This window comes from Burkholderia sp. MSMB1072 (assembly GCF_001524725.1).
GTDB lineage: Bacteria > Pseudomonadota > Gammaproteobacteria > Burkholderiales > Burkholderiaceae > Burkholderia.
This window is the reverse complement of the sequence record NZ_LOYC01000042.1, coordinates 1-20,237: the sequence shown is the minus strand read 5'-3', so window position 1 is coordinate 20,237 and position 20,237 is coordinate 1. Positions and strand designations below refer to the sequence as shown.

Genomic DNA, 20,237 nt, shown 5'->3' with positions numbered 1-20,237 from the left:
CCGCACTCCCCTCTCATTGCCCTTCGCGAGGATCGTCCCGATGCCAGAAACCCGCCCGCTGTTCGACCGTGTCCTGCTCACCAACGACGACGGATTCGACGCTCCCGGCCTTGAAATACTCGAACAGGTCGCCACGCAACTCGCGCGCGAAGTGTGGATCGTCGCGCCAGCCGAAGATCAGAGCGGCACGTCGCACTCGCTGAGCCTGCACGAACCGCTGCGCGTGCATCGCAAGGGCGAGCACCGCTTCGCTGTGCGCGGCACGCCGGGCGATTGCGTCGCGATCGCGGTCAGCCATCTGATGAACGGTGCGCGGCCCGACGTCGTGCTGTCCGGCGTGAATCGCGGCGCGAACCTCGGCACCGAAACGGTGTTTTCCGGCACGGTCGGCGCGGCCATGACGAGCATGCTGGTCGGCGTGCCGGCCATCGCGCTGAGCCAGGCGTTCGCCGATCGCAACGCAGTGCCGTGGAACACGGCGCGCGCGCATGCGCCGGACGTCATCCGCCGGCTCGTCGCCGCCGGCTGGGACAGCGATGCGTGCCTCAACGTGAATTTCCCGGCGCGACCGGCCGGGGACGTACGCGGCCTGAAGGTGACGAGCCAGGGTGCGGGCACGCTGCAGGGCGTCGAGATCGTGTCGGGACGCGATCCGCGCGACATCGAATATCACTGGCTGAAGCTCGCGCGCGCACCGCGCGAGGACGATGCGAATTCCGAAACGGTCGCGCTGGGCGAAGGGTATATCGCGGTCACGCCGCTGAAGTTCGAGCGCACGCACGAGCACGCGCTCGCGCGGCTGCGGTCGAACCTCGGCTGATCGCGCGCGCCTTCGAACGGCCTGGCGGTTGCGCGACATGCGTTGCCTGCGCGCCGCCGCATCCCCGCATCGCCGCATCGCCGCATCGCCGCATCACTGCATCACTGCATCACTGCATCACGTCAGATTCAACCCGCCGTCGAGCATCACGATCTCGCCCGTCACGTAGTCGGAGGCGACGAGCATCGCGACCGTCTGGGCGATATCGTCCGGCGTCGCCGCGCGGCGCATCGGCGCGTGCTCGCGCCAGAGCTGCTGCGCTTGCGTCCAGTCGGCGGTCAGCGGCGTATCGACGAGCCCCGGCGCGACCGCGTTGACGCGAATCGCCGGCGCGAGCGTACGCGCGAGCAGCCGCGTCGTGTGATTGAGCGCGGCCTTCGCGGCCGCATACGGAATCGACGCACCCTTCGGCCGCACACCCGCATGCGAACTGACGTTCACGACGCACCCGGCCCGCCCGTGCGACGCCGCCTCGCGCAGCGCGGCCTGCGCTTCGGCGACGAGCCTGAACGGCGCGATCACGTTGATCTCGTGCATCTCGCGCCACACGTCTGGCGTGGCCGCCGCGAGGTCGTCATGCGGAATCACGCGGCTGGCGCCCGCATTGTTGACGAGCACGTCGAGCCGCCCGTGCACGGCGAGCGCATCGCGGATCAGCCGCACGCGCTGCGCATCGTCTGCGAGATCGGCCTGCACATAGGCCGCGCCGAGTTCACGCGCCATCGCACGCCCGGCGTCGGCCGAACTGCGCGAATGCAGGATCACGGCGTAGCCGTCGGCCGCCAGGCGGCGGGCGACAGCCGCGCCGATCCCCGACGTCGAGCCGGTGACGAGCGCGACCGGCTGGTGCACACGCAACGCGCGCGGCTCGGCGGCAGCTTCGGTGTCGGGAGCCGTTTCGGCAATCGGGGAAGACATCGGCGGGAGCGGCGCGTCCATGGCGTGAACCCTGTCAGTGGCGTTCCCGCATCATAAGCGCGACGGGGCCGCGAGAAGCAAATTCGTCCTTTGGATCACTGCCAACGGTACATGAGCCAGAACACGAAGCCCGCCACGGCCCCCAGGCCCACGAACGCAAGAAACCCGAAAACGACCGCCAAGCCGCCTTTGAAAACATCGTCATCCCGGACGGCGGTGTAAATGAAATAGATGGCAATCCACGTCAACAACCCCGTGACGCTGCCGCACAGGCACGATGAAAACACGGACACGCGCCAGTATTTCATGACCAGCAGATATTGCGGGATCCCGAACGCTGCAGTACCGAGGTAGGCGATTGGAACAGAATATTTGAGCGACCCGGGATCGTGGGTCAAACGCGCCCACACCAGGCCGGGCACGAGCGCCGCGAGCGCAAAAGCAAGAAAAGGGATCTGACTCATCGAGGTAGGCGGCACGCTGCTGCAACCCTTCTCCGGAGATGACGTGCAATCGGCCGTCACCGCTGTTTCGGCAGCTCGACGTACTCTTCGAGTTCGCCGGCGATATAAAGCCGCTTGCCGATGCGCGGGTATTCGCATACGTCGTGTTCGAGCCGCTGCCCGCCGACGAGCAACTCCAGCGGCGCATCGCCGGTGTTCTGCACCGTATGCGCTTCGCCGCCGCGCGGAAATCCCAGAAAATCGCCGGGACCGATCTCACTGGCGCGCTCGCCGATCGTCACCGTGCCGGTGCCGGACAGCACGTACACGAATTCTTCTTCGTACAGGTGGCGGTGATATTCGGCCGATTCGTGACCGGGCATCAGCGTGAGCAGATGAACGCCGAATTGCGTCAGGCCGGTCAAGTCGCTGAGTTGTCGCTTCAGACGAACGGCATTGGGATTGAGCGAATGCACCTCGCGCGTCGGTTCCATCTTCGCGATATCGGCGGCTTTCAGCAGTTCCCGGGGAAAGGGAGTCGACATGGGGACCTCGCAAGCGTGAATGCTTCGGTTGAACGCACCGCGCCGACGCGGCCGGTGCAGCGGCTATTGTCCGACATTTTCGCGCTTGCAGACATAACGCAGCCCCGCAGGCCGTGTCGCACCTCATCGCATGCAGTAAAGTTGCATACGCAACCATTTCAACCGTGGACGAAGCGCGACACTCAACCCACGTGTACGCCGCGCAGCTTCGTCAGCAACGCGACGAGACGATCGATGTGTGCATCCTCGGTGCGCCACGACGACACGCTGATCCGGAACGCCGGCCGCCCCTGCCACACGGTCGTGCCGAACCACACGTCGCCCGACGCCTGCGCGGCTTCGACGATCGCCGCCGTTTCCTCGTCGGTGCCGGCGCGCACGAGCACCTGGTTCAGCACGACACGATTCAGCACGTCGTAGCCGGCCGCACGCAGGCCGTCCGCGACGCGTGCCGCCTGCGCGCAATGCCGCTCGACCATCGTCGCCACGCCGGCGCGGCCGAGCGAGCGCAGCGCGGCCCACACGGGAATGCCGCGCGCGCGCCGCGAGAATTCGAGGTTCAGGTTCTTCTGCGCATCCTGCGCGCCGATCAGATAGACGGCGTCGCTGTTCATCGCGGTGGCGAGCGCGGCCGCATCGCGGCAGATCACCATCGCGCCGTCGTACGGCGTGTTGAGCCATTTGTGGCCGTCGGTCGTCCAGCTGTCGGCACCGTCGATGCCGTCCGTCAGCGTGCGCTTGGACGACGCCCGCGCCCACAGGCCGAACGCGCCGTCCACGTGCACCCACGCGCCGGCCGCCTTCGCGGGCGGAATCAATGCCGCGAACGGATCGAATTCGCCGGTGTTCACTTCGCCGGCCTGCACGCAGAGAATGGTCATGTCGTCGAGCGGCGGCAACTGCGCCGGGTCGATCCGGCCATGCGTATCGACCGGCGCGACGACGATGCGCTTCATCCCGAAGCCGAGTACGCGCAGCGCCTTCTTCACCGTGATGTGCGCGAGCGCGGAGATCACGACTTTCACTTCCGGCGCGCCGATCAGCCCATCCTCGTCGATATTCCAGCCCTTGCGCGCGAGCAGCGCGCGCCGCGCGGCCACCAGCGCGACGAGCGTACAGGCCGTCGCGCTGGTGCCGAAGCCGACCGCGCTGCCTGCGGGCAGCCCGAGCGCATCGACGACCCAACGCGCGGCCTGGCGCTCGAGCGTCGCCGCCACCGGCGAATTCGCATACGACGACGCGCACTGGTCCCACGCGAGCATCAGCCGCTCGGCCGCTGCCGCGGCCGGCAGCGTCGCGCCGATCACGAAGCCGAAGTAATTCGGGCCGTTCGATGCGACCGTCGCGGGCGTGCCGCACTCGTCCAGCAGGCGCAGCACGTCGTCGGCCGGGCGGCCCACGTCGGGCAGCGGTTCGTCGAACGCGGCGAGACCGGCGAGCGCCGCCGCATCGGGAAACGCGCGCCGCTCGTTCGTTGCGGCCAGATACGCGTGCGCGCGCCGATCGGCGTCGGCCAGCAGTGCAAGTTCGTCCATGTCGGTTGCCTCGGTCAGGGTCAGAGTTTCGAGAGATCACGGCCAAGCTGCTGCAGCGCGCCGTCGATCCGCTTGTAGTACGTGAACTTGCCGACGCGGGTCGCCTGCACGAGCCCTGCGTCCGCGAGGATGCGCATGTGGCGCGTGGTCGTGGCCGGCGCGATGCCGAGCTTCTCGGTGATGTACGTGCAGCACACGCCCAGTTCGTCGAGATCGCCATGCGGTTGCGGCGGGAAATGCTTGCGCGGCTGCTTGAGCCAGCGCAGCACGGCCAGACGGCTTTCGTTGGCCAAGGCGCTGATGCGGGTGACGTCGTCCATGAGGTGCGGGTTCGGTTACGTTTTGAATATTAGCTAAATGACGAAATGCGGGCAACGGGTCCGAACGACGGTTTCGGCCCGCGATGCCGCGCGCCGTTGCGCCTCCTCGCGCATTCGATGCGATCGCAGCGAGACCGGCGCCGCAACGTCTCGCAGGCCGCGCGGGCCACGTGCCTTTACGCCAGCGCCTGCGCGAGTCTATCGATCAACGCCCGCACGCGCCGCGGCTGCGCGACACTTCCCGGATAGACGATCTGCAGATCCACGTCGCCCGGCGAGAACGCATCGAGCACCTCGACGAGCGCACCCGACGCCAGGTCCCGCTCGACGTCGACCAGCGACTTCAGCGCGACGCCGTGCCCGGCGATGCACCACGCGCGCACGAGCGCCCCGTCGTTGGCGACGCGCCGCCCGCGCACCGCCACGCGCTTCAACGCGCCATCGATACTGAACGGCCATTCGGCATACAGCTCCTGGCCGAAGCGCATCACGATGCAGTCGTGCCGGCCGAGATCGTCCGGGTGTATCGGCCTGCCATGCGCGGCGAGATACGCAGGCGACGCACACACCACGCGCCGCGCCCGGCCGAGCGAACGGCTGCGCAGCGAACTGTCCGCCAGCGTGCCGCGGCGGATCGCGAAATCGAGCCCCTGCCCGACGAGGTCGACATACCCGTCGCCGAGATGCAGGTCGACCGTCACGCCCGGATGTTCGGCCAGGAATGCGTCGACGACGGGCACGACGCGCTCGCGCCCGAGATCGGCCGGCGCGCTCAGCCGCACCGGCCCCGACAGCGTCTGCACGCCCAGTCGCACGCGGCTTTCGAGTTCGTCGGCCTCGGCCAGCAAACGTCGCGCGCCGTCCACCAGCGTGCGCCCTTCGTCGGTCAGGCTGATCGCGCGCGTCGTGCGCGTGAGCAGCGCCGCGCCGTAGTGGCGCTCGAGCGCCGTCAGCCGCTCGGACACCGTGGCCGGCGACAGGCCGACCTCGCGGCCGGCCGCGGCCAGCCCGCCCTTTTCCACGATGCGCAGGAACAGCGCCAGGTTGTCGAGCAGCATTGTTCGCTCCTTCCGAAGGATATTTTCGTCATCTTCGGGATTATCGGGAAAAGGCGCAAACGATACATTGGTCGCCTGACGATCGACGCGCGGCCGTGCCGCGCTCACACGACGAGAGAAAACGCCCATGGAATACCGTACGCTCGGCCGCTCCGGCCTCAAGGTTCCCGTCCTGAGCTTCGGCGCCGGTACCTTCGGCGGCACCGGCCCGCTGTTCAGTGCATGGGGCAATACTGGCGTCGACGAAGCGCGCCGCCTGATCGACATCTGCCTCGAAGCGGGCGTCAACCTGTTCGACACGGCGGACGTGTACTCCGACGGCGCGTCCGAGCGCGTGCTCGGCGCCGCACTCAAGGGGCGCCGCGACCAGGTGCTGATCTCGACCAAGACCGGCCTGCCGACCGGCGACGGCCCGAACGACGCAGGCACGTCGCGCGCGCGGCTGGTGCGCGCCGTCGACGACGCGCTGCGCCGTCTCGACACCGACTACATCGACCTGCTGCAACTGCATGCGTTCGACGCCGGCACGCCGGTCGAGGAAGTGATGTCGACGCTCGACGATCTGGTGCGCGCAGGCAAGCTGCGCTATATCGGCGTGTCGAACTTCGCCGGCTGGCAGATCATGAAGTCGCTCGCGGCCGCCGACCGGCACGGCTGGTCGCGCTACGTGGCGAACCAGGTCTACTACTCGCTCGTCGGCCGCGACTACGAGTGGGACCTGATGCCGCTCGGCGCCGATCAAGGCCTCGGAGCGCTCGTGTGGAGCCCGCTCGGCTGGGGCCGGCTCACCGGCAAGATCCGGCGCAATGCGCCGCTGCCCGAAGGCAGCCGCCTGCATGAAACGGCCAGCTACGGGCCGCCGGTCGACGACGAACGACTGTACGACGTGGTCGATGCGCTCGACGCGATCGCGGAGGAAACCGGCAAGACGGTGCCGCAGATCGCGCTGAATTGGCTGCTGCAGCGCCCGACCGTGTCGTCGGTGATCGTCGGCGCGCGCAACGAGGAACAGTTGCGGCAGAACCTCGGCGCGGTCGGCTGGGCGCTGACCGATGCGCAGATCGCGAAGCTCGACGCGGCGAGTGCGGTGGAAGCGCCTTACCCGTACTTTCCGTATCGCCGGCAGGAGGCGTTCGCGCGGCTCAATCCGCCGATGCGGGGGTAAGTGGCCACGGCGACGCGGCGCGACGGTCAGCGCCGCCGTGGTCCGCCGTGGCACCAGAAAGCGCGACCGCCATGAGCCTACCCATCGCGCCGCGAACTTCCTATCGTAGCGGCCTGCGACGTTCCGGTCATTCGGCCCCTGTACGACGGGCCGCCTTCACGGCATTTTTCGTCGACCGTCATCCGATGGTCCGTCAGAAATCAACCTGTTTGATCCTGATGTCCGCACGCGGAGGGTCGAACTCGATGTCTCCGGCATCAGGCTCCTCGGCGGCGCCGAGCCGCACGACCTTGTCGGTCGGCCCGATGACCGAACGCCGGTGTGTGATCGCGATCACCGTGACGTCACGGGCCAGCAGCCGCACGTGCTCCATGATGTCGCGCTCGGTGGCTTCGTCGAGCGCGGAGCTCGCCTCGTCGAGAAACAGCACGGTCGGCTTGCCGTACAGCGCACGCGCGATCGCGATGCGCTGGCGTTCGCCGCCCGACAGCTTCAGCCCGCGTTCGCCCACGGTGGTCCGAAAGCCGTCCGGCAACCCTTCGACGAACGGCAGGATCGTGGCCTTCGCAGCCGCGTCGCGCAGGCGTTGCGCATCGCGCGGGCGGCCGAGCAGGATGTTGTCCTCCAGGCTTTCGTTCAGCAGCACGACGTCCTGCGGCACGACGGCCACCGTGCCGTACCAGTCGGCGCGGTCGATCGCCGCTAGATCGACGCCGTCGACCAGAATGCGCCCGGCGGTCGGCTCGATCGATTTCAGCGCCAGCTTGAACACCGTGGATTTCCCCGCGCCCGTTTCGCCGACGACGAACGTGATCGCGCCGCGCTCGGCGACGAAGGCGACATCGGTCACGCCGCGGCCGTTGCCGTACGCATAGCCGACGCGGTCGAACACCATGCGTCCTTCGCGCGGCACGAACGTCGACGCATGCGACACCTGCCGCTCTTCGGGTGCCGCCCACATCGCCGCGAACGGCACGAGCGTCGCCCGGGCGCGCGCGATTTCGTCGATGGACCGCGCGATCATGTCGAACGGCTGGTTGAGCTGCAGCAGCAGCGTGTTGAACAGCACGATGTCGCCGATCGACAGCATGCCGGCCGCGTGACGCGGCAGAAGCAGCCAGAACGTCACGGCGAACTGGATCGCGAGGCCGAGGCCCAGCAGCGCGAGATAGCCGACGTGCCGCGCCACGTAAGCACGCCAGTTGTCCCGCACGATCCGCGCCTTGTCCGCGAAACGCTCGTTCATCCAGCGGTGGCTGCCAAAATGCCGGAGCGTTTCCATCGCGTTGATCGCGCCGCCGACGAACCGCGCATTCTCCTGTCCGGCTTCGACCGCACGATCGAGGAATGCACGCGAGCGGCGCGCAGACACCACCGCGATCGCCACCGCGATCACGCCGTACGCAGCGGCGATCGCCACCACCTCGAGATTGATCAGCGCGCCGAGCGTCACGAGCGTCAGCACGATCTGCAGCACGCCGGGAATCAGGCCCATGAGGCCGAGCTGCACGAGCACCGCCAGCGACGAACGCCCGCGCGCGTTCGCGTTCTGTATTTCCGCCGGATTGTGTTCGACGAAGAAGGCCGTGGTCTTCTTCAGGATGCGCGCGAAGAAACGCGTGCTCAGGACGAATCCCAGATTTTCCGCGCTCATGAACGCCAGATACTGCACCACGCGTTGCAACGCACTTGATACGCCCAGCAGGACGGCATAGAGCAGGAAGCCGGGAATCAGCGCGCCGAGCGTGCCACGATGCGATAGCGCATCGATCAAGCGCGAGAACAGATAGGGCGCGGCAACGGCGCTCGTACTCGAGAGCACGACGACCACCGCCACCGCCAGCAACATCCAGCGATCGGCTTTCCAGTAGGCCCGCAGGACCTCGGCGATCGGATTCGGCACGTGGTGTTCGTTCATGGCGCGAAGAACGGGGCGCGGTGCGGCTCGTTGGCGACAGGCGGCCGAAAAGTCTAACAGAATCGCGCCGACTGCTTTGGTAGCCTCAGGGATACACAATCTTCGTTTTTTGGGAGTTTTTGTATCCCTAGGGCTACAACTTCGACGTGCCGATTCGTAGCAGAGGGATCGCAATCGGAATCAACTTGGCAATTTACGATGCCTAGGGACTACAAATGACAACACTTGCCGATGTCGGAGAGATGCTGAAAGATGTTCGCTACGCAGCAGGTCTTTCACAGAAAGAACTGACTGAGCACGCCGGTGTCGCACGCACGACGCTTGCACGCATGGAAACGCTTGCGCGAGGCGACATGTGCGTATCTGCGCTCGTTCGCCTCCTCGAGGCTGCAGGATATGATCTGCGAGCTGGTCAAGCGCGGGCACGGGCGCACGCTGGACGACGTGCTGGCCGAACAACGCGCGATGGGAGACGCGTGACATGCGCCTTCACGTCTACGTGAAAGGCAGTCAGCCAGTAGGAACAAGCCCAGGCTTCTCTCACCCCACCGGCCGCGCCTTGATCCACAAAAACAACGGCACACGCGCCCACTGCTTCAACTGGTCCGTATCGGCGCGATCTGGCGGCGGCTCGCGCAGCGACACGATCGCGAACCCGGCCGCTTCCAGCGCCTCCATATATGCCTGCAGCGGCAGCGACCAGCCCGCGAAATGCATCGACAGCCCGTCGCGCGTTTCCACGCCGTCGAAATGCTCGCGCCCGAAATAGCTGCCCGTCAGCACGAACGGCGCATCGGGCTGCGGCCCGGCGAATCCGCCGCGATCGCGAAACGGATGCACGAGCGAGATGAACAGCATGCCGCCGGGCTTCAGCACGCGGCGCGCCTCGTTCAACGCGCCCTGCATGTCGTCGAGATCCATCAGCACGTTGTACGCCATCACGAGATCGAAGCTGGCCGCATCGAACGGCAGCGCGGCCGCGTCGGCCCGCCGATAGCGATGCGCGGAATCCGCGCGACGCGCGGCATCGAGCATCGCGGGCACCGCGTCGCTCGCGGTCACGTCGTAGCCGAGCGCCTTCAGTTCGCGGCTCACGCGGCCTTCGCCGCAGCCGATCTCCAGCGCGGCGCCGGTGCCCCGACCGATGTAGGCCGCGAGCCCCGCGCGATATTTCCAGAACGCATCGTGACCCGGCTTGCCGGCCCAGCCGATCCATTGGTCGGCGACCCGCGTCCAGTGTTCGGTAATGGCTTTCGTGTCGGTCATGCGTGCTCCCGCCCGGTATGCGTCGTTGGCTCAGGATGCGCATCGTAAGCCGAAGCGGCGCACGCGTGCACCGATTACCCCGTTTGGCCAGTTTCCGTTTCAGGTCACGGCGTTCTACAGTTACGAGAACGCCACCCGCGCCACCGCGCATCGCCCACGCTCGACGATGCGTACCCGATTCCGAGGAAAGCCCATGCCGAGTATCTTCGCCGCGCCCGCCGATGCCCCGCCAAGTCCCGTCGCGGCGGAAACGCGCATGGTACACGACGTGGCAACGCTGAAGCTGTCCGATTACCGCTCGGCGGACGGCGCGCCGTGGGTCATCTCGACCATCACGCCGGCCGCGGACAGCGGCGCGAACGTCACCGGCACGACGTATTTCGACACCGCGAAAGGCCGGACTGTTGCGGTACCCGACGCACGCCGCCGCTATGCGAATCGCGGCACCTGGCAGGTCGTCGCGAGTTCGAGCCCATCGGTGCCTGCTACCGGCCGCTACGACTGGCTCACGCTCGCGTGGTTGCCGATCAACCGGCGCCCGCTGCCGCAAACGCCCGAGCACCTGTATTCACCGTTCATTCGCGGCGGCACGATCGTCTATCGGTGGAACCCGGCCGCGCAAGGCGGCGAGCAGTTCGGCAACGTCCGGATGATCTTTCCCGAGTGGGCGCAGCAGGTGGCCGACGCGTTGCGGTCCGCGCCCGCTGCGGTGCGGGACGGCGCGTCGTCGGCCCCACCACCGGCGCTCGATCGCGTGAAAGCAGGCACGAACCCGATGACCGCCGTGCTCGACTTCGGCGATGCGCTGCGCGAGGAACCGGTGGAACGGATCGTTGCACGGCTGCCTGCGCTGCTGCGGGTGCAGGACCGGCACGAACTATCGGCGATCGTGTTCCTGTGCCTGTCCGCGGCGCGCGATGAAGACCGGCCGCGCTTCGTCGAAACGATCGACGCGACGATCGCGGCAGTCGACGACCGCGCACGCCTGCTGGCGATCGCGTATGGCGCGTTCGCCGCGGGGCGAGCGCAATCGGTTCCATTCCGCGACAGGACGCTCGATATGCTCATCAACGATATATTCGGTGCGCTGAAACAGCGGACGGCGGCACTCGGTGTGCCGGTCGCGCAGGGGTCGCCGTGGTACGAATTCTTTACCGCGTATCGGCTCGGTGGAATGGGTTCAGGCAACGTCCGGTGACGAAGCACCTCGCGTGCGAACGAAACGAACGGCGAACTCACGGAGCGATAGCAGCCGTCTGCCGCATCGTTCACTTCGCGCACGAGTGAATGCCCTGTGCTCGCATCTGGCAGCGTTCCTATTCCGTTGAATCAGCCGATATGCACCGGAGCGCGGCCGCGCCCACCGACCGCCACAAGGCATTCACGCACGCGCGCGCGCATGACGATGAAAAAGCGGCCGCTCGCGAGCGGAGCGGCCGTCAAGGAGAGATCCCTATACGGGATACCGGCGGACACCACACCAGACCGGCCTGCGTATTGTTGACGAACGATATGCTGCTGACCATCAGACCGGTCTGATTCGCTGCATGGTGGCGTGAACCTCGCGCAGCCCTCGAGCTCTCCGCACGTGTATCGCGATCCGCAACACGCCGTTACGCTCTCGAAGGGAACCCCTGGACGCGACAACCGGTCGAACCGCCGACGCGGCCGTCGATGGCTTCGCCGCCGCGGCGGACAATCCCGTCGCCGGCCCCGCTCGAACACATCCATTCTTCCTATCTCATGCTGAGCATCGGTCCATTCTCGATCCGCGTCGTCGCGGTAGCCGTCGCCGCGCTGCTGGCGTGGCTCGTCGCGCGCTTCGTCCAGCGCCGTCCTCCCGACGGGCATCACAAGACCGCGTCGAGTCTGATCCTCGACGTGCTGCTGCTCGGGTTGATTGCCGCGCGAGTCGCTTATGTCGCGCAATGGTGGCCGGACTATGCGACGTCGCCGCGTGCGATCGTCGCGCTCGGCGATGGCGGCTTCGACGCGCGCATCGGTATCGCAGCCGCGTTGGTGTTCGCGGGCTGGCGCCTGCGCCGCCTGCCCGCGCTGCGTCGGCCCGTGCTAGCCGGCATCGTCGCGGGCCTCGCAGCGTGGGGCATCGCGCAAGGCACGCTGGCGACGTTGCAGCGCGGCGCGCCGTCGCTTGCCGCGATGCCGCTCCAGGCACTCGATTCAACGCCCGTGTTGCCCGCGGGCTTCGTCGGCAAGCCGGTCGTCGTGAACCTGTGGGCGACGTGGTGCGCGCCATGCCGGCGCGAGATGCCGATCCTCCAACAAGCGCAGCACGACCATCAGGGCATCACGGTGCTGATGCTCAACCAAGGGGAAAATGCGCAAGCCGTGCGTACGTTCCTCGAGCAGCAGGGCCTGCACTTCGATCACGTATTGCTCGATCCTTCGCTGCACGCGATGCACGCGTACGGTTCGCGTGGGCTACCGACCACGCTATTCTTCAACGCGAAAGGAGAACTCGTCGAATCACACATGGGCGAGCTGACCGCCGCGCGACTGAAGGACACCGTCACGCAACGCTTGAGCCGGTAACGCGCGGCGCGCCGGCCGCGGCCGCCCGCGCCAGGCTGTGACGATTCGCCTCCCATGCCTGCTCCTTGATGTCACCCTCAGGGAATCGTGCTTCGTCATGACGCGCTCCTCATGATTACGTTAGCCTGCCTGCAAGCCGATTGACCGTACCAGACCAAGGGGGAAAAGCTGCGCGCCGGAGCAAGCCGTTTCCCACCCTGACGCGCGCCGACTGAACGATAACCCGTTGAGTGATTTCGTCGCCTCGCGTATGTCCGGCGCACGCACGATCGCGATCAATCCCTTTCCAATGGCGGATCGATCTCGTGGTGCTCACCGCCCCTACTCCGCTGTCGTTCCGGGGCATACGAACTGCGCGGCCGTTCGGACAATTGGGCGCGCCGCGATTGCGCGACAGCGCTATCCCGCGGCAGCGCTTCGGGATCCAATCGCCGCACCGGCATGCGCCGCACGAACTCCACAACGCGCATCGCCATGGCACGGTCTTCAGGCTCGACAGAGTTGGCCAATGCGTGCGCAAGCTCGCGCCAGACGCTCAATGATTCGATATGCGCGCGCCACAGTGAGCGTTGCGCCCTCTCGCTAATCATAGGCTGGTAAAACCGCGGAGCAACGCCGCGAGAGGCCATCCGAACAACGGCCTGTTTCGGCAAGCGCTGCGTCTGGCCGCGCACCAGTCTCGGCGTCGCATTAGCCTCCACGCCCTGTTCGCGCAACTGTCGAGCAAACTCGTCTCGCCAGTGCCGCAGATCCTGCCTGCGCGGATTCATACGCCGCCCGTCAGGACCACGCACCTGAACGCACAGATGCACATGAGGATGTGCTTCGTCATCATGCTGGGCAAACACATACGGTCGTCCATCTCCAAAAATCTCCCGTGCAAACGCTCGGGCCGCATTGCGCACCGCCTTGCCGCTCGTACCGGGCGGCATCGACAGCATCACATTGAACGTTTCACGATGTCGGCTCTGTTCCGGTAGTCCCAAGCCGCCCCATTTCCATTCCTCGCACAGATCCTGCAATGCGGCATCCCCGGCGATCACACGTGCGTCCTGATCCTCTAGTCCGACACGACCGTGGCGCGAGATATATTGCAAGTGGCGGCGTACCGCACCCATGCCCTGGGCGCCCGAAGCGCGATTTGTAATCCGTACCATAACTTCGGGGGCACGCCGGAGCGTCAAAGCCAGCCGCTCACGCATGCGCTGTGCGTCGCATGGTAGCGGGCCGTGCGACAAATAGAGGGCGCGTGAGTGCCACAGCGGCTCGGGGAATAACCGATCTCCCCAATTGACCAGAAGCGAGTCGACATAGGCTTTAGGAAACGGCATATCAGCGGCTCCATCGGTCTAGATTACTTTGTAGATGTTTCACCACCGTGCGCAAGTGCGCGTCGATCTTGCCGCGAAGCTGCTCCCAATCGAATCCCTCCATGCGCTCGCTAGCATCCGTGTGCCTCGCCAGTTCGTTCAGTCGCGTACGAATTGCAGCAAGTTGTCGATTCGACTCCGCGAGCAGCATTAGTTCGCGGTTTCCGAACTGTGGTTGATTTGTCAGGTGTGCCCGAACCAATGCGGCAATCCATCGATTCGGCGTAAAGCCGTGCAGATAGGCCTGTCCTTTGACACATTCCAGTTCGGCACGCGCGAGCCCCACTCCGATTCGTACTTCGCGCTCGCTCAGCGGTTCGAGCAACCGCGCCATGTCCGGCGGCTCGACAGTAATTCCCACCGTCTCGGCCACGAGTCGGCGCAACCCTTCGCCCGGTAGCACGCCACGCTGCGCACACCAGGCCGCCCAGATGGGTTTGAGCGTACCCAGTTCAACAGCAACGCGTGTTCGAGTTCTCGATCCCATGTCCGTCTACCTTTCAGGTATCGCAGGCAACGCAAGCACACGCTCGACTTCCCGCTGCTGCAAGCGCGCTCACCTTTGTTTCGCTTGCCATGTTCGTGTGGACACCGCCTGCGGGACGAAGGCCCGCGGTAGGGGAGGCTCGCCCCCGTCGGCGCGAAATGCGTCGAGCATGCGCGCGGCGCCTTGCTTGACACGATCGAGCGAGCGGCCGCGGAAACCCTGCTCGCGCATGGCTGCCACGAACGTGGCAAGCTGGATTGCATGAATATCGGGCGTCGACTGGCGCAGCATTACGTCCCGTGAGTGCTCGGAATCAGCTACGCATACATCTCGAGGCAGCGACACGTTAGCTGGTTCGTCGCAGATGCCAGAGATATCGGTAGACCCGGGATCAACTTGAGCATCCATGCGCGGATTCCGTGCGGCTTGTTTGCACAAACGAGCGCGGGCTGCGTCGAACTCTCGTTGCCAACGCATGTGTGTCGTTATGTAGCTGGACAGATCGACCAGAGGTCTGCCGGTCGCACTGTGTCGATCGGATTTAATCTCCAGTGGTAAATCCGGCTCGATCATGTTCGTGATCGGATCTGCGCCAGTCTCGTGTGGTGACAACCAGTCACGTTCATCCATGACGAACCTCGCCTATCGTTCGATCTGTAAGGCCAATCTATGTGGTGAAAATCCGAATACTGCGTATCACGCTATCGACTACCGCGGTGGGTCATCGGTATCGGCCCGACCTTGTGTGCGCGTCTTCGCTTGTGCGAGCGCAGTCGCACGCGCTGCTTTTACACGCTCCCATGACGCACTCTGCAATGCGTCGAGCTTCGCGTCCATGTCTTCGCCCAGTCCCATTTCCCGCGCCGATTTTTTCAGCGAGGCCACCGCACGCTCGAGCTGATCGCGCGCGCGGTCCCACGGATAGACTTTCGCTCGGTCGCCCTCGTAGCCAATTTGTACATCCGCACCGTTTAAGCGATGATTTTCGTTCATCCATCGCAACCGGTCCGAGACAAACGTCATCTGCGTCTTGGCGTGAAATACCACGCTTCGCGGCGCGACCTCTTGAACGAGATAATGTTCGGTATTGAACACCTCTCCTCGATACGGGCCGCCGTGTTCTCGTGGTGTCGCCATCCTTAACGTGGCACCAAACCGATGCTGGGCCAACGCCTTGACTTCCGCCGGCACCACGTCGAGCCCATAAAGCAACGCCCCGGGCGGCCGACGCGATAACTCGACCGCGCTCTCGCTCGACACAGACTCACCCTGCAGGCCGATCCCCGCATCAGAAGGTCTTGCCGTGTGCCCATTGTCTGGCGTTCGCACTGCTGTTTCCCCGTCACTTGAACCGTTCGGCATGGTGTGTTGTCCCGCCTCGCCCGCACCTGCGCCCTTGTCTGCCCTCGCGCGCGCCATATCCTGACCTCCCGCTAGGTTAAATGACATGCTGTTTGCCACCATGTTGTCCATACCTGCGTCAAGCGGTGCAAGTATGGGGCTGCCACGAACAGCGCTTCGTAAAAACTCGCCAAGAGCGCCGATTCCACTGAGCACCGCCATATCGTTGAAGTCTGTCGGTACCTGGTTGTCGATACCAGAGCCTTGCCTGAACTCGGGAGCCACCAATCTCGCCTGGGCATCGCGCGCCGCATGCACGGCATGCGCGTAGCCCGCACCGAGGTCAGCCAGAATAACGAGGTCGGCTTGCGGATACCGCGCGCGCCAGGCAAGTGCCACCTTGAGCAGATTGCCGCTCGATAAGGCGGCAAGCGAGTACCATCCGGTTGCTTGCCATGCCGACACAGCCGTTGCCACGCCTTCGGCGATCATGATCGGCACGCGTACCTCGCCAAGACTTTGCTTTGGTACGGCTTCCCAGCAGCCACCAGCTTTTGCGCCACCCGCCAGTGCGGATTTACGTCCATCACGATCAATCAGCTCGAGCGTCGAGATTCGATCCCCAATACGGACCGGCACGATCAAAACGCGACCACAAAGTGGCTCGTCGGTGCATTTCGGCACGTAGCCGAGCAACACGTGCAACTCCTCCGCTTCGAGCTCACGTAGCCCGGGCACCGACTGGATCCGCTTGCGCGTCAGATAGGGGTGGTCGGGCGCGAGTGGGCGCGCCCATCGCCAGATCGCTCGCGCCTCACGCGCGACGGCGGCTCGTCTTGCCTGGCTTTTTCGCGTGCGTTCGGCCCCACCGTCGACCTTGGGGGCGGAACGCGTCGCGGTAGAACTCGTACGATTGCCAAGCACACGTAAGTCGGCTAGGTCAAACCCATGCCGACTGGCTAGCCAAAACAGCGACGCGAGTGTCTTCCCCCCATTTTGGCTCGCCGAACGCCACGTCACACGGGCGGCTCGCGCATCGTAATTGGATGCCGTTTGGCTCCATGCATCCCATAGATCGAAGCCTGCGTCGCCAAACCCTTGCTTCACCGCAAACGCCATGTCGACCCAGGTCGTATAGTCGTCGGCCGGGATCGTGGACAAAGCGGCACGCACCCGCTCTGTCTCGCTCACGAAGGGACCGTTCATGGGTTTGCTCCACCCGCAGACACCTCGCTGGTACGGGCAGATGTCCGGGTACGGCGCGCACTTTGACACGAGTGCCCTTTGGCCGGTGCAGCCCCGGCTGTACCGGCTTTGTTATCCGACAAATGGCCTCGAGCGCGCGCTGTGTCATCGGTTGGCGCGCCAAACAACGCAAATTGCTGTCCCACGTATGCATCAACGTCCTCGCAACTGATATCGTCCAACGGTTGCGACAAGTCCTGCGGATCCCATGCCTGAGCACTTTCCAGATAATCAGGTAAAACGTGTGCAAGACTCGAGGTATGGGCATTGACTTCGTCGTCTGCCAAGTCCATTACCCGGTGCTCGATTTGAGCAGTAAATCCGGCGATATCTAGTGCCGGCACCATGGGCGCATCCATCAGACGTGACGTGAAGACCGGATCACGCCAGTAGCAAATCCGATCGGCCATAATTGGCCGGGTATTTTCAAGAAGGATGATCTCCTTGTCACGACCGAGCTCTTTGAGTTCCTGCGGCAACATCAACGGCCTGCGCTGTTCGGACAAGCTCTCACTTGTGCCACCTCGGCCCGCGAAGATGCCCCCTGAGCGGCTCGTTGTGCGCGAATGTGTCGTACGCGTGCCCAGCATCTCCGAGTATGCGTTGGCATCTGCCTGCTCGCGAGGTGCAAACAGGATCTGCATCGCATGATTCGTCACGAAGCTTCTCGCGTCGGCACGGCCGTAGACCGATTCGAGTTGGGAAACGGATTGCACAATCGAGAGCAAGCGCAGATCGTAGCCGGCCATGTAGGCCACTGCTCGCGCGAGGATCTGAATTTTGCCGATTGATGTCATCTCATCCAGCAATAGCAGACACTGATATTTCAGATCGGGATTGTTCTGCGGCAGCTCCTTGGTATTCAGATTCACGAGCTGAGAAAAGACCAGATTCATCAGCAGCGCTGCTTCGCTCAGATGGTCTGGCGTTACACCGAGATACACGGACATTCGGCGCTTTCTCACGTCTCTCAAGTCGAAGTCGTTCGCACTCGTTGCCGCATCGACGATCGGATTGGCCCAGATTGTGAGTGGCGCATTAAATGTCGCCAGGATGCTGGCCAGCACCTTTTCGTCGTTGGAGAGAAAGCGATTCAGCGCGTCAACACAGGCTCGGCTCAAACACTGTCGATCTCGCGCCAACACCCGTTGCAAATAGACCTTAAGCGGCATCCCGTTTCCCGAGGACTGGCGTAGTACCTCACCCATTGTCACCGGATAGTCCGGCGCATCGGCCACCTCCGCGTGGCGAGCATCGCGCCATTCGCACAGCAACAGTACGAGCGCGAGGAACAGATTGCGGGCCTGGTCTTTCCAGAATTCGTCGTGTCCACCCGCCGGGTACAGTACATGGCTAATGGCCAGGATGTCGCCCACACGAAACACCCCGTCGCCGATTACGGATAGCGGGTTATACCGGTGCGTTCGGCCATCCTCCGCAAAGGGGTTAAAGAGATATACCGCGTGCCCGTGTGCGTGCCGAAAGCCGGCAGTTAGCTGAAAATTCTCCTGTTTAATGTCGAGCACCACGACAGAATCGGGATAGCTCAGCAGGTTCGGCACGACGACGCTAACACCCTTGCCCGAACGCGCGGGTGCCGCAAGCAACACGAACTGCTGGCCCGTGAAGCGCAGATAGCGACTACGCCAGCGGCCTACGACAAGCGCTGGGTTTGGTGGCGTGAGCAAGCCCTGCCTCATCACAATCCCGCCTTGCGAATATCAGCATCGGTGGCAAAACGCGCGTCGCCGTAAAGCGCCCGGCGCGCTGCCCGCTCAAGCCATACGTAGATGGCAAGCACCGGACTGCCAAAAGCAATGGCCAATCCGATGAAACCCGCACCGGCCAAACGCCTACCCATATTCGGCAGGCCGCCGTCTGACCACGCCAGAAGTGCATCGACCCATGCCGACCAATGCGCGCGAAGCGGATTGAGATGCAAGCTCACGTATAGCGTGCAGGTAGCTAACCACACGGCAACGCAAAGCCCCATCAACATCCCGATGACCACGCAGAGCGTGACAATCGTCGCGCGCCACGAGAACGAATGCCAGTCAGAAATCGGACGTGGCTGTCGCATCACGATTCCCTCCACTCTGATTATCCACCTGCCCGATTCTGTGCAGCGGATCGAACCACACTTCAGTCATCGTCCAGCGTTTGCCAATCTGAGCACCGTGCGAGTCGAGCACCGCCCGCGCCTGCATGTGCGCAACCACGTCGATCGTGAGACACAGCAAGCGCTTAAGCGATGCAACGTCCCACGCCGCGGCCTCCGGGTGCTCTTTGGCCATTAACGCGAAGCGTTCGATGGCAACGCGCGCACTGGAGGCATGAAAGCTCGTCATCGACCCCGCGTGTCCAGTCGTCAGCAGCTTCAAAAAATCGTACGCTTCCGAGCCACGCAACTCGGCAAGCAATACCCGATCGGGTCGCATGCGCATGGCGCTGGCAATCAAGTCGGCGGGCGTGATGCGGGCGCGGCCCTGTTCGCCCTTGCTGTACAAAAGATGCACGCAGTTGTCCAGATGCCAGATGAATAGTTCGCGCACGTCTTCGATCGTCACGATGCGTTCGTTCGACGGCAAATATCGACACAAACTGCGCATAAAGCTCGTTTTGCCAGAGCCAGTGGCACCGACAACGACGATGTTCTTGCGCGCCTGCACGGCGCGCTCAAAGAAAGTCGCAAACTCGCGTGCTTCAAGCCGTTCGATGAGCAACTGGTCTGCTGCATGCAAGGCCGATTTCGCCGTATCGAGGTCGCTCGGGCGATGCCACTGCGTCGTCTCAAAAAGCCCCTCGTCGCGATAGCACTCGAGCGTCTTCCCCTCGGCGGACGGTCGCCTAATCGTTACTGAAACCGAGCCCGGAGGAACCGCTGGCGGTACAGCAATCTGGATGCGCGCGTTGCCCGGCAGCAGTGCTGAGAGCAATGGACGTTCGGCTGAAATGCCCTGATTCGTCAGGGTCGCAATCGCGACGGAAAACGCCATCAGTCGCTCGAAGTCGAGCTCCAAGCGCTCGTGCGCTTGCCAGCCTAGACGAGTTTCAGTTAGTACGCGCTGTGGGCGATTGATCACGAGCTCGGTGACTTCTGCATCTTCGAGCAATGGTGCAAACGGACGCATCAACTCCCTCACCGACGCGTCGTCGGGTAACACGGATAGTGCATCAGTCAGTATGACTCCCGCGGGGCAAAGGCTGGCCTGCCGTGAGGAATCAAGCGCGGGTTAGCATTGCTGCCAGAGCC

Annotated in this window: 19 protein-coding genes and 1 pseudogene; 5 read left to right on the top strand and 15 right to left on the bottom strand. The window is 64.4% G+C overall.

Features of this window, described 5'->3' with window-relative positions; all coding sequences use genetic code 11:
• The first annotated feature begins 40 nt into the window (after window positions 1–40).
• Window positions 41–820 carry a 5'/3'-nucleotidase SurE gene (gene surE, locus WS89_RS22520; protein ID WP_059793606.1) on the top strand — a complete coding sequence of 260 codons (780 nt, stop codon included), beginning with the start codon at window positions 41–43 and terminating at the stop codon, window positions 818–820.
• A gap of 117 nt (window positions 821–937) precedes the next feature.
• On the opposite strand, the gene WS89_RS22515 is transcribed toward surE, so the two are convergent.
• From WS89_RS22515 to WS89_RS22490, 6 genes are all read right to left on the bottom strand, one after another.
• Window positions 938–1,759: an SDR family NAD(P)-dependent oxidoreductase gene (locus tag WS89_RS22515; RefSeq protein WP_059793603.1), complete on the bottom strand. Its 822-nt coding sequence runs from the start codon at window positions 1,757–1,759 to the stop codon at window positions 938–940.
• A 74-nt stretch (window positions 1,760–1,833) separates the two neighbouring features.
• Window positions 1,834–2,202 carry a hypothetical protein gene (locus tag WS89_RS22510; RefSeq protein ID WP_059793601.1) on the bottom strand — a complete coding sequence of 123 codons (369 nt, stop codon included), beginning with the start codon at window positions 2,200–2,202 and terminating at the stop codon, window positions 1,834–1,836.
• Between the two features lie 56 nt (window positions 2,203–2,258).
• Window positions 2,259–2,726 (bottom strand): cupin domain-containing protein, encoded by a 468-nt coding sequence (locus WS89_RS22505; RefSeq protein ID WP_059500133.1) that lies wholly within the window; start codon window positions 2,724–2,726, stop codon window positions 2,259–2,261.
• Window positions 2,727–2,908: 182 nt separating this feature from the next.
• Window positions 2,909–4,261, bottom strand: a complete 1,353-nt coding sequence (locus WS89_RS22500; RefSeq protein ID WP_059793599.1) for a pyridoxal phosphate-dependent decarboxylase family protein — start codon at window positions 4,259–4,261, stop codon at window positions 2,909–2,911.
• 20 nt (window positions 4,262–4,281) lie between these two features.
• Entirely contained in the window at window positions 4,282–4,581 is a 300-nt protein-coding gene (locus WS89_RS22495) for an ArsR/SmtB family transcription factor (RefSeq protein ID WP_059500135.1), read from the bottom strand.
• A 176-nt stretch (window positions 4,582–4,757) separates the two neighbouring features.
• Window positions 4,758–5,639: a LysR family transcriptional regulator gene (locus WS89_RS22490; protein ID WP_059793597.1), complete on the bottom strand. Its 882-nt coding sequence runs from the start codon at window positions 5,637–5,639 to the stop codon at window positions 4,758–4,760.
• A 127-nt stretch (window positions 5,640–5,766) separates the two neighbouring features.
• On the opposite strand from WS89_RS22490, the gene WS89_RS22485 reads away from it, so the two are divergent.
• Window positions 5,767–6,804, top strand: a complete 1,038-nt coding sequence (locus WS89_RS22485) for an aldo/keto reductase (RefSeq protein WP_059793596.1) — start codon at window positions 5,767–5,769, stop codon at window positions 6,802–6,804.
• A gap of 193 nt (window positions 6,805–6,997) precedes the next feature.
• Here the strand turns inward: WS89_RS22485 and WS89_RS22480 are convergent, their stop codons facing one another.
• Window positions 6,998–8,722, bottom strand: a complete 1,725-nt coding sequence (locus WS89_RS22480) for an ABC transporter ATP-binding protein (RefSeq protein WP_082741938.1) — start codon at window positions 8,720–8,722, stop codon at window positions 6,998–7,000.
• Window positions 8,723–8,937: 215 nt separating this feature from the next.
• Here WS89_RS22480 and WS89_RS32975 point away from each other — a divergent pair.
• Window positions 8,938–9,202, top strand: a pseudogene (locus tag WS89_RS32975) (helix-turn-helix domain-containing protein).
• A gap of 60 nt (window positions 9,203–9,262) precedes the next feature.
• Here WS89_RS32975 and WS89_RS22475 read toward each other — a convergent pair.
• Window positions 9,263–9,988, bottom strand: coding sequence for a class I SAM-dependent methyltransferase (locus WS89_RS22475; protein ID WP_059793594.1), 726 nt, complete (start codon window positions 9,986–9,988; stop codon window positions 9,263–9,265).
• A gap of 193 nt (window positions 9,989–10,181) precedes the next feature.
• Here WS89_RS22475 and WS89_RS22470 point away from each other — a divergent pair, with 193 nt between their 5' ends.
• Both WS89_RS22470 and WS89_RS22465 read left to right on the top strand, forming a co-directional pair.
• The gene (locus tag WS89_RS22470; protein WP_059793591.1) at window positions 10,182–11,186 is read left to right on the top strand and encodes a hypothetical protein; all 1,005 of its coding nucleotides are present in this window, start codon (window positions 10,182–10,184) and stop codon (window positions 11,184–11,186) included.
• Window positions 11,187–11,731: 545 nt separating this feature from the next.
• The gene (locus WS89_RS22465; RefSeq protein ID WP_059793589.1) at window positions 11,732–12,541 is read left to right on the top strand and encodes a TlpA family protein disulfide reductase; all 810 of its coding nucleotides are present in this window, start codon (window positions 11,732–11,734) and stop codon (window positions 12,539–12,541) included.
• Window positions 12,542–12,816: 275 nt separating this feature from the next.
• On the opposite strand, the gene WS89_RS22460 is transcribed toward WS89_RS22465, so the two are convergent.
• From WS89_RS22460 to virB11, 7 genes are all read right to left on the bottom strand, one after another.
• Complete coding sequence (locus tag WS89_RS22460) at window positions 12,817–13,872, bottom strand: relaxase/mobilization nuclease domain-containing protein (protein WP_059793587.1); 1,056 nt, start codon at window positions 13,870–13,872, stop codon at window positions 12,817–12,819.
• A gap of 1 nt (window position 13,873) precedes the next feature.
• The gene (locus WS89_RS32970; RefSeq protein WP_082741937.1) at window positions 13,874–14,398 is read right to left on the bottom strand and encodes a hypothetical protein; all 525 of its coding nucleotides are present in this window, start codon (window positions 14,396–14,398) and stop codon (window positions 13,874–13,876) included.
• A 69-nt stretch (window positions 14,399–14,467) separates the two neighbouring features.
• The gene (locus WS89_RS33940; RefSeq protein WP_156440598.1) at window positions 14,468–15,028 is read right to left on the bottom strand and encodes a hypothetical protein; all 561 of its coding nucleotides are present in this window, start codon (window positions 15,026–15,028) and stop codon (window positions 14,468–14,470) included.
• Between the two features lie 78 nt (window positions 15,029–15,106).
• Complete coding sequence (locus WS89_RS32965) at window positions 15,107–16,945, bottom strand: PriCT-2 domain-containing protein (RefSeq protein WP_082741936.1); 1,839 nt, start codon at window positions 16,943–16,945, stop codon at window positions 15,107–15,109.
• Window positions 16,942–18,684: a type IV secretory system conjugative DNA transfer family protein gene (locus WS89_RS22450; protein ID WP_082741935.1), complete on the bottom strand. Its 1,743-nt coding sequence runs from the start codon at window positions 18,682–18,684 to the stop codon at window positions 16,942–16,944. Before WS89_RS22450 ends, WS89_RS32965 begins: the two co-directional genes overlap by 4 nt.
• Window positions 18,684–19,079 carry a hypothetical protein gene (locus WS89_RS22445; RefSeq protein WP_257128202.1) on the bottom strand — a complete coding sequence of 132 codons (396 nt, stop codon included), beginning with the start codon at window positions 19,077–19,079 and terminating at the stop codon, window positions 18,684–18,686. Before WS89_RS22445 ends, WS89_RS22450 begins: the two co-directional genes overlap by 1 nt.
• Window positions 19,039–20,115: a P-type DNA transfer ATPase VirB11 gene (virB11, locus tag WS89_RS22440; protein ID WP_082741939.1), complete on the bottom strand. Its 1,077-nt coding sequence runs from the start codon at window positions 20,113–20,115 to the stop codon at window positions 19,039–19,041. The genes WS89_RS22445 and virB11 overlap by 41 nt, the downstream gene beginning before the upstream one ends.
• Between the last annotated feature and the right edge of the window lie 122 nt (window positions 20,116–20,237).

Excerpts from the sequence above, each read along its gene's own strand:
- surE (WP_059793606.1), top strand. The coding sequence starts at position 41 with ATGCCAGAAACCCGCCCGCTGTTCGACCGTGTCCTGCTCACCAACGAC.
- WS89_RS22515 (WP_059793603.1), bottom strand. The coding sequence starts at position 1,759 with ATGGACGCGCCGCTCCCGCCGATGTCTTCCCCGATTGCCGAAACGGCT.
- WS89_RS22510 (WP_059793601.1), bottom strand. The coding sequence starts at position 2,202 with ATGAGTCAGATCCCTTTTCTTGCTTTTGCGCTCGCGGCGCTCGTGCCC.
- WS89_RS22505 (WP_059500133.1), bottom strand. The coding sequence starts at position 2,726 with ATGTCGACTCCCTTTCCCCGGGAACTGCTGAAAGCCGCCGATATCGCG.
- WS89_RS22500 (WP_059793599.1), bottom strand. The coding sequence starts at position 4,261 with ATGGACGAACTTGCACTGCTGGCCGACGCCGATCGGCGCGCGCACGCG.
- WS89_RS22495 (WP_059500135.1), bottom strand. The coding sequence starts at position 4,581 with ATGGACGACGTCACCCGCATCAGCGCCTTGGCCAACGAAAGCCGTCTG.
- WS89_RS22490 (WP_059793597.1), bottom strand. The coding sequence starts at position 5,639 with ATGCTGCTCGACAACCTGGCGCTGTTCCTGCGCATCGTGGAAAAGGGC.
- WS89_RS22485 (WP_059793596.1), top strand. The coding sequence starts at position 5,767 with ATGGAATACCGTACGCTCGGCCGCTCCGGCCTCAAGGTTCCCGTCCTG.
- WS89_RS22480 (WP_082741938.1), bottom strand. The coding sequence starts at position 8,722 with ATGAACGAACACCACGTGCCGAATCCGATCGCCGAGGTCCTGCGGGCC.
- WS89_RS22475 (WP_059793594.1), bottom strand. The coding sequence starts at position 9,988 with ATGACCGACACGAAAGCCATTACCGAACACTGGACGCGGGTCGCCGAC.
- WS89_RS22470 (WP_059793591.1), top strand. The coding sequence starts at position 10,182 with ATGCCGAGTATCTTCGCCGCGCCCGCCGATGCCCCGCCAAGTCCCGTC.
- WS89_RS22465 (WP_059793589.1), top strand. The coding sequence starts at position 11,732 with ATGCTGAGCATCGGTCCATTCTCGATCCGCGTCGTCGCGGTAGCCGTC.
- WS89_RS22460 (WP_059793587.1), bottom strand. The coding sequence starts at position 13,872 with ATGCCGTTTCCTAAAGCCTATGTCGACTCGCTTCTGGTCAATTGGGGA.
- WS89_RS32970 (WP_082741937.1), bottom strand. The coding sequence starts at position 14,398 with ATGGGATCGAGAACTCGAACACGCGTTGCTGTTGAACTGGGTACGCTC.
- WS89_RS33940 (WP_156440598.1), bottom strand. The coding sequence starts at position 15,028 with ATGGATGAACGTGACTGGTTGTCACCACACGAGACTGGCGCAGATCCG.
- WS89_RS32965 (WP_082741936.1), bottom strand. The coding sequence starts at position 16,945 with ATGAACGGTCCCTTCGTGAGCGAGACAGAGCGGGTGCGTGCCGCTTTG.
- WS89_RS22450 (WP_082741935.1), bottom strand. The coding sequence starts at position 18,684 with ATGAGGCAGGGCTTGCTCACGCCACCAAACCCAGCGCTTGTCGTAGGC.
- virB11 (WP_082741939.1), bottom strand. The coding sequence starts at position 20,115 with ATGCGTCCGTTTGCACCATTGCTCGAAGATGCAGAAGTCACCGAGCTC.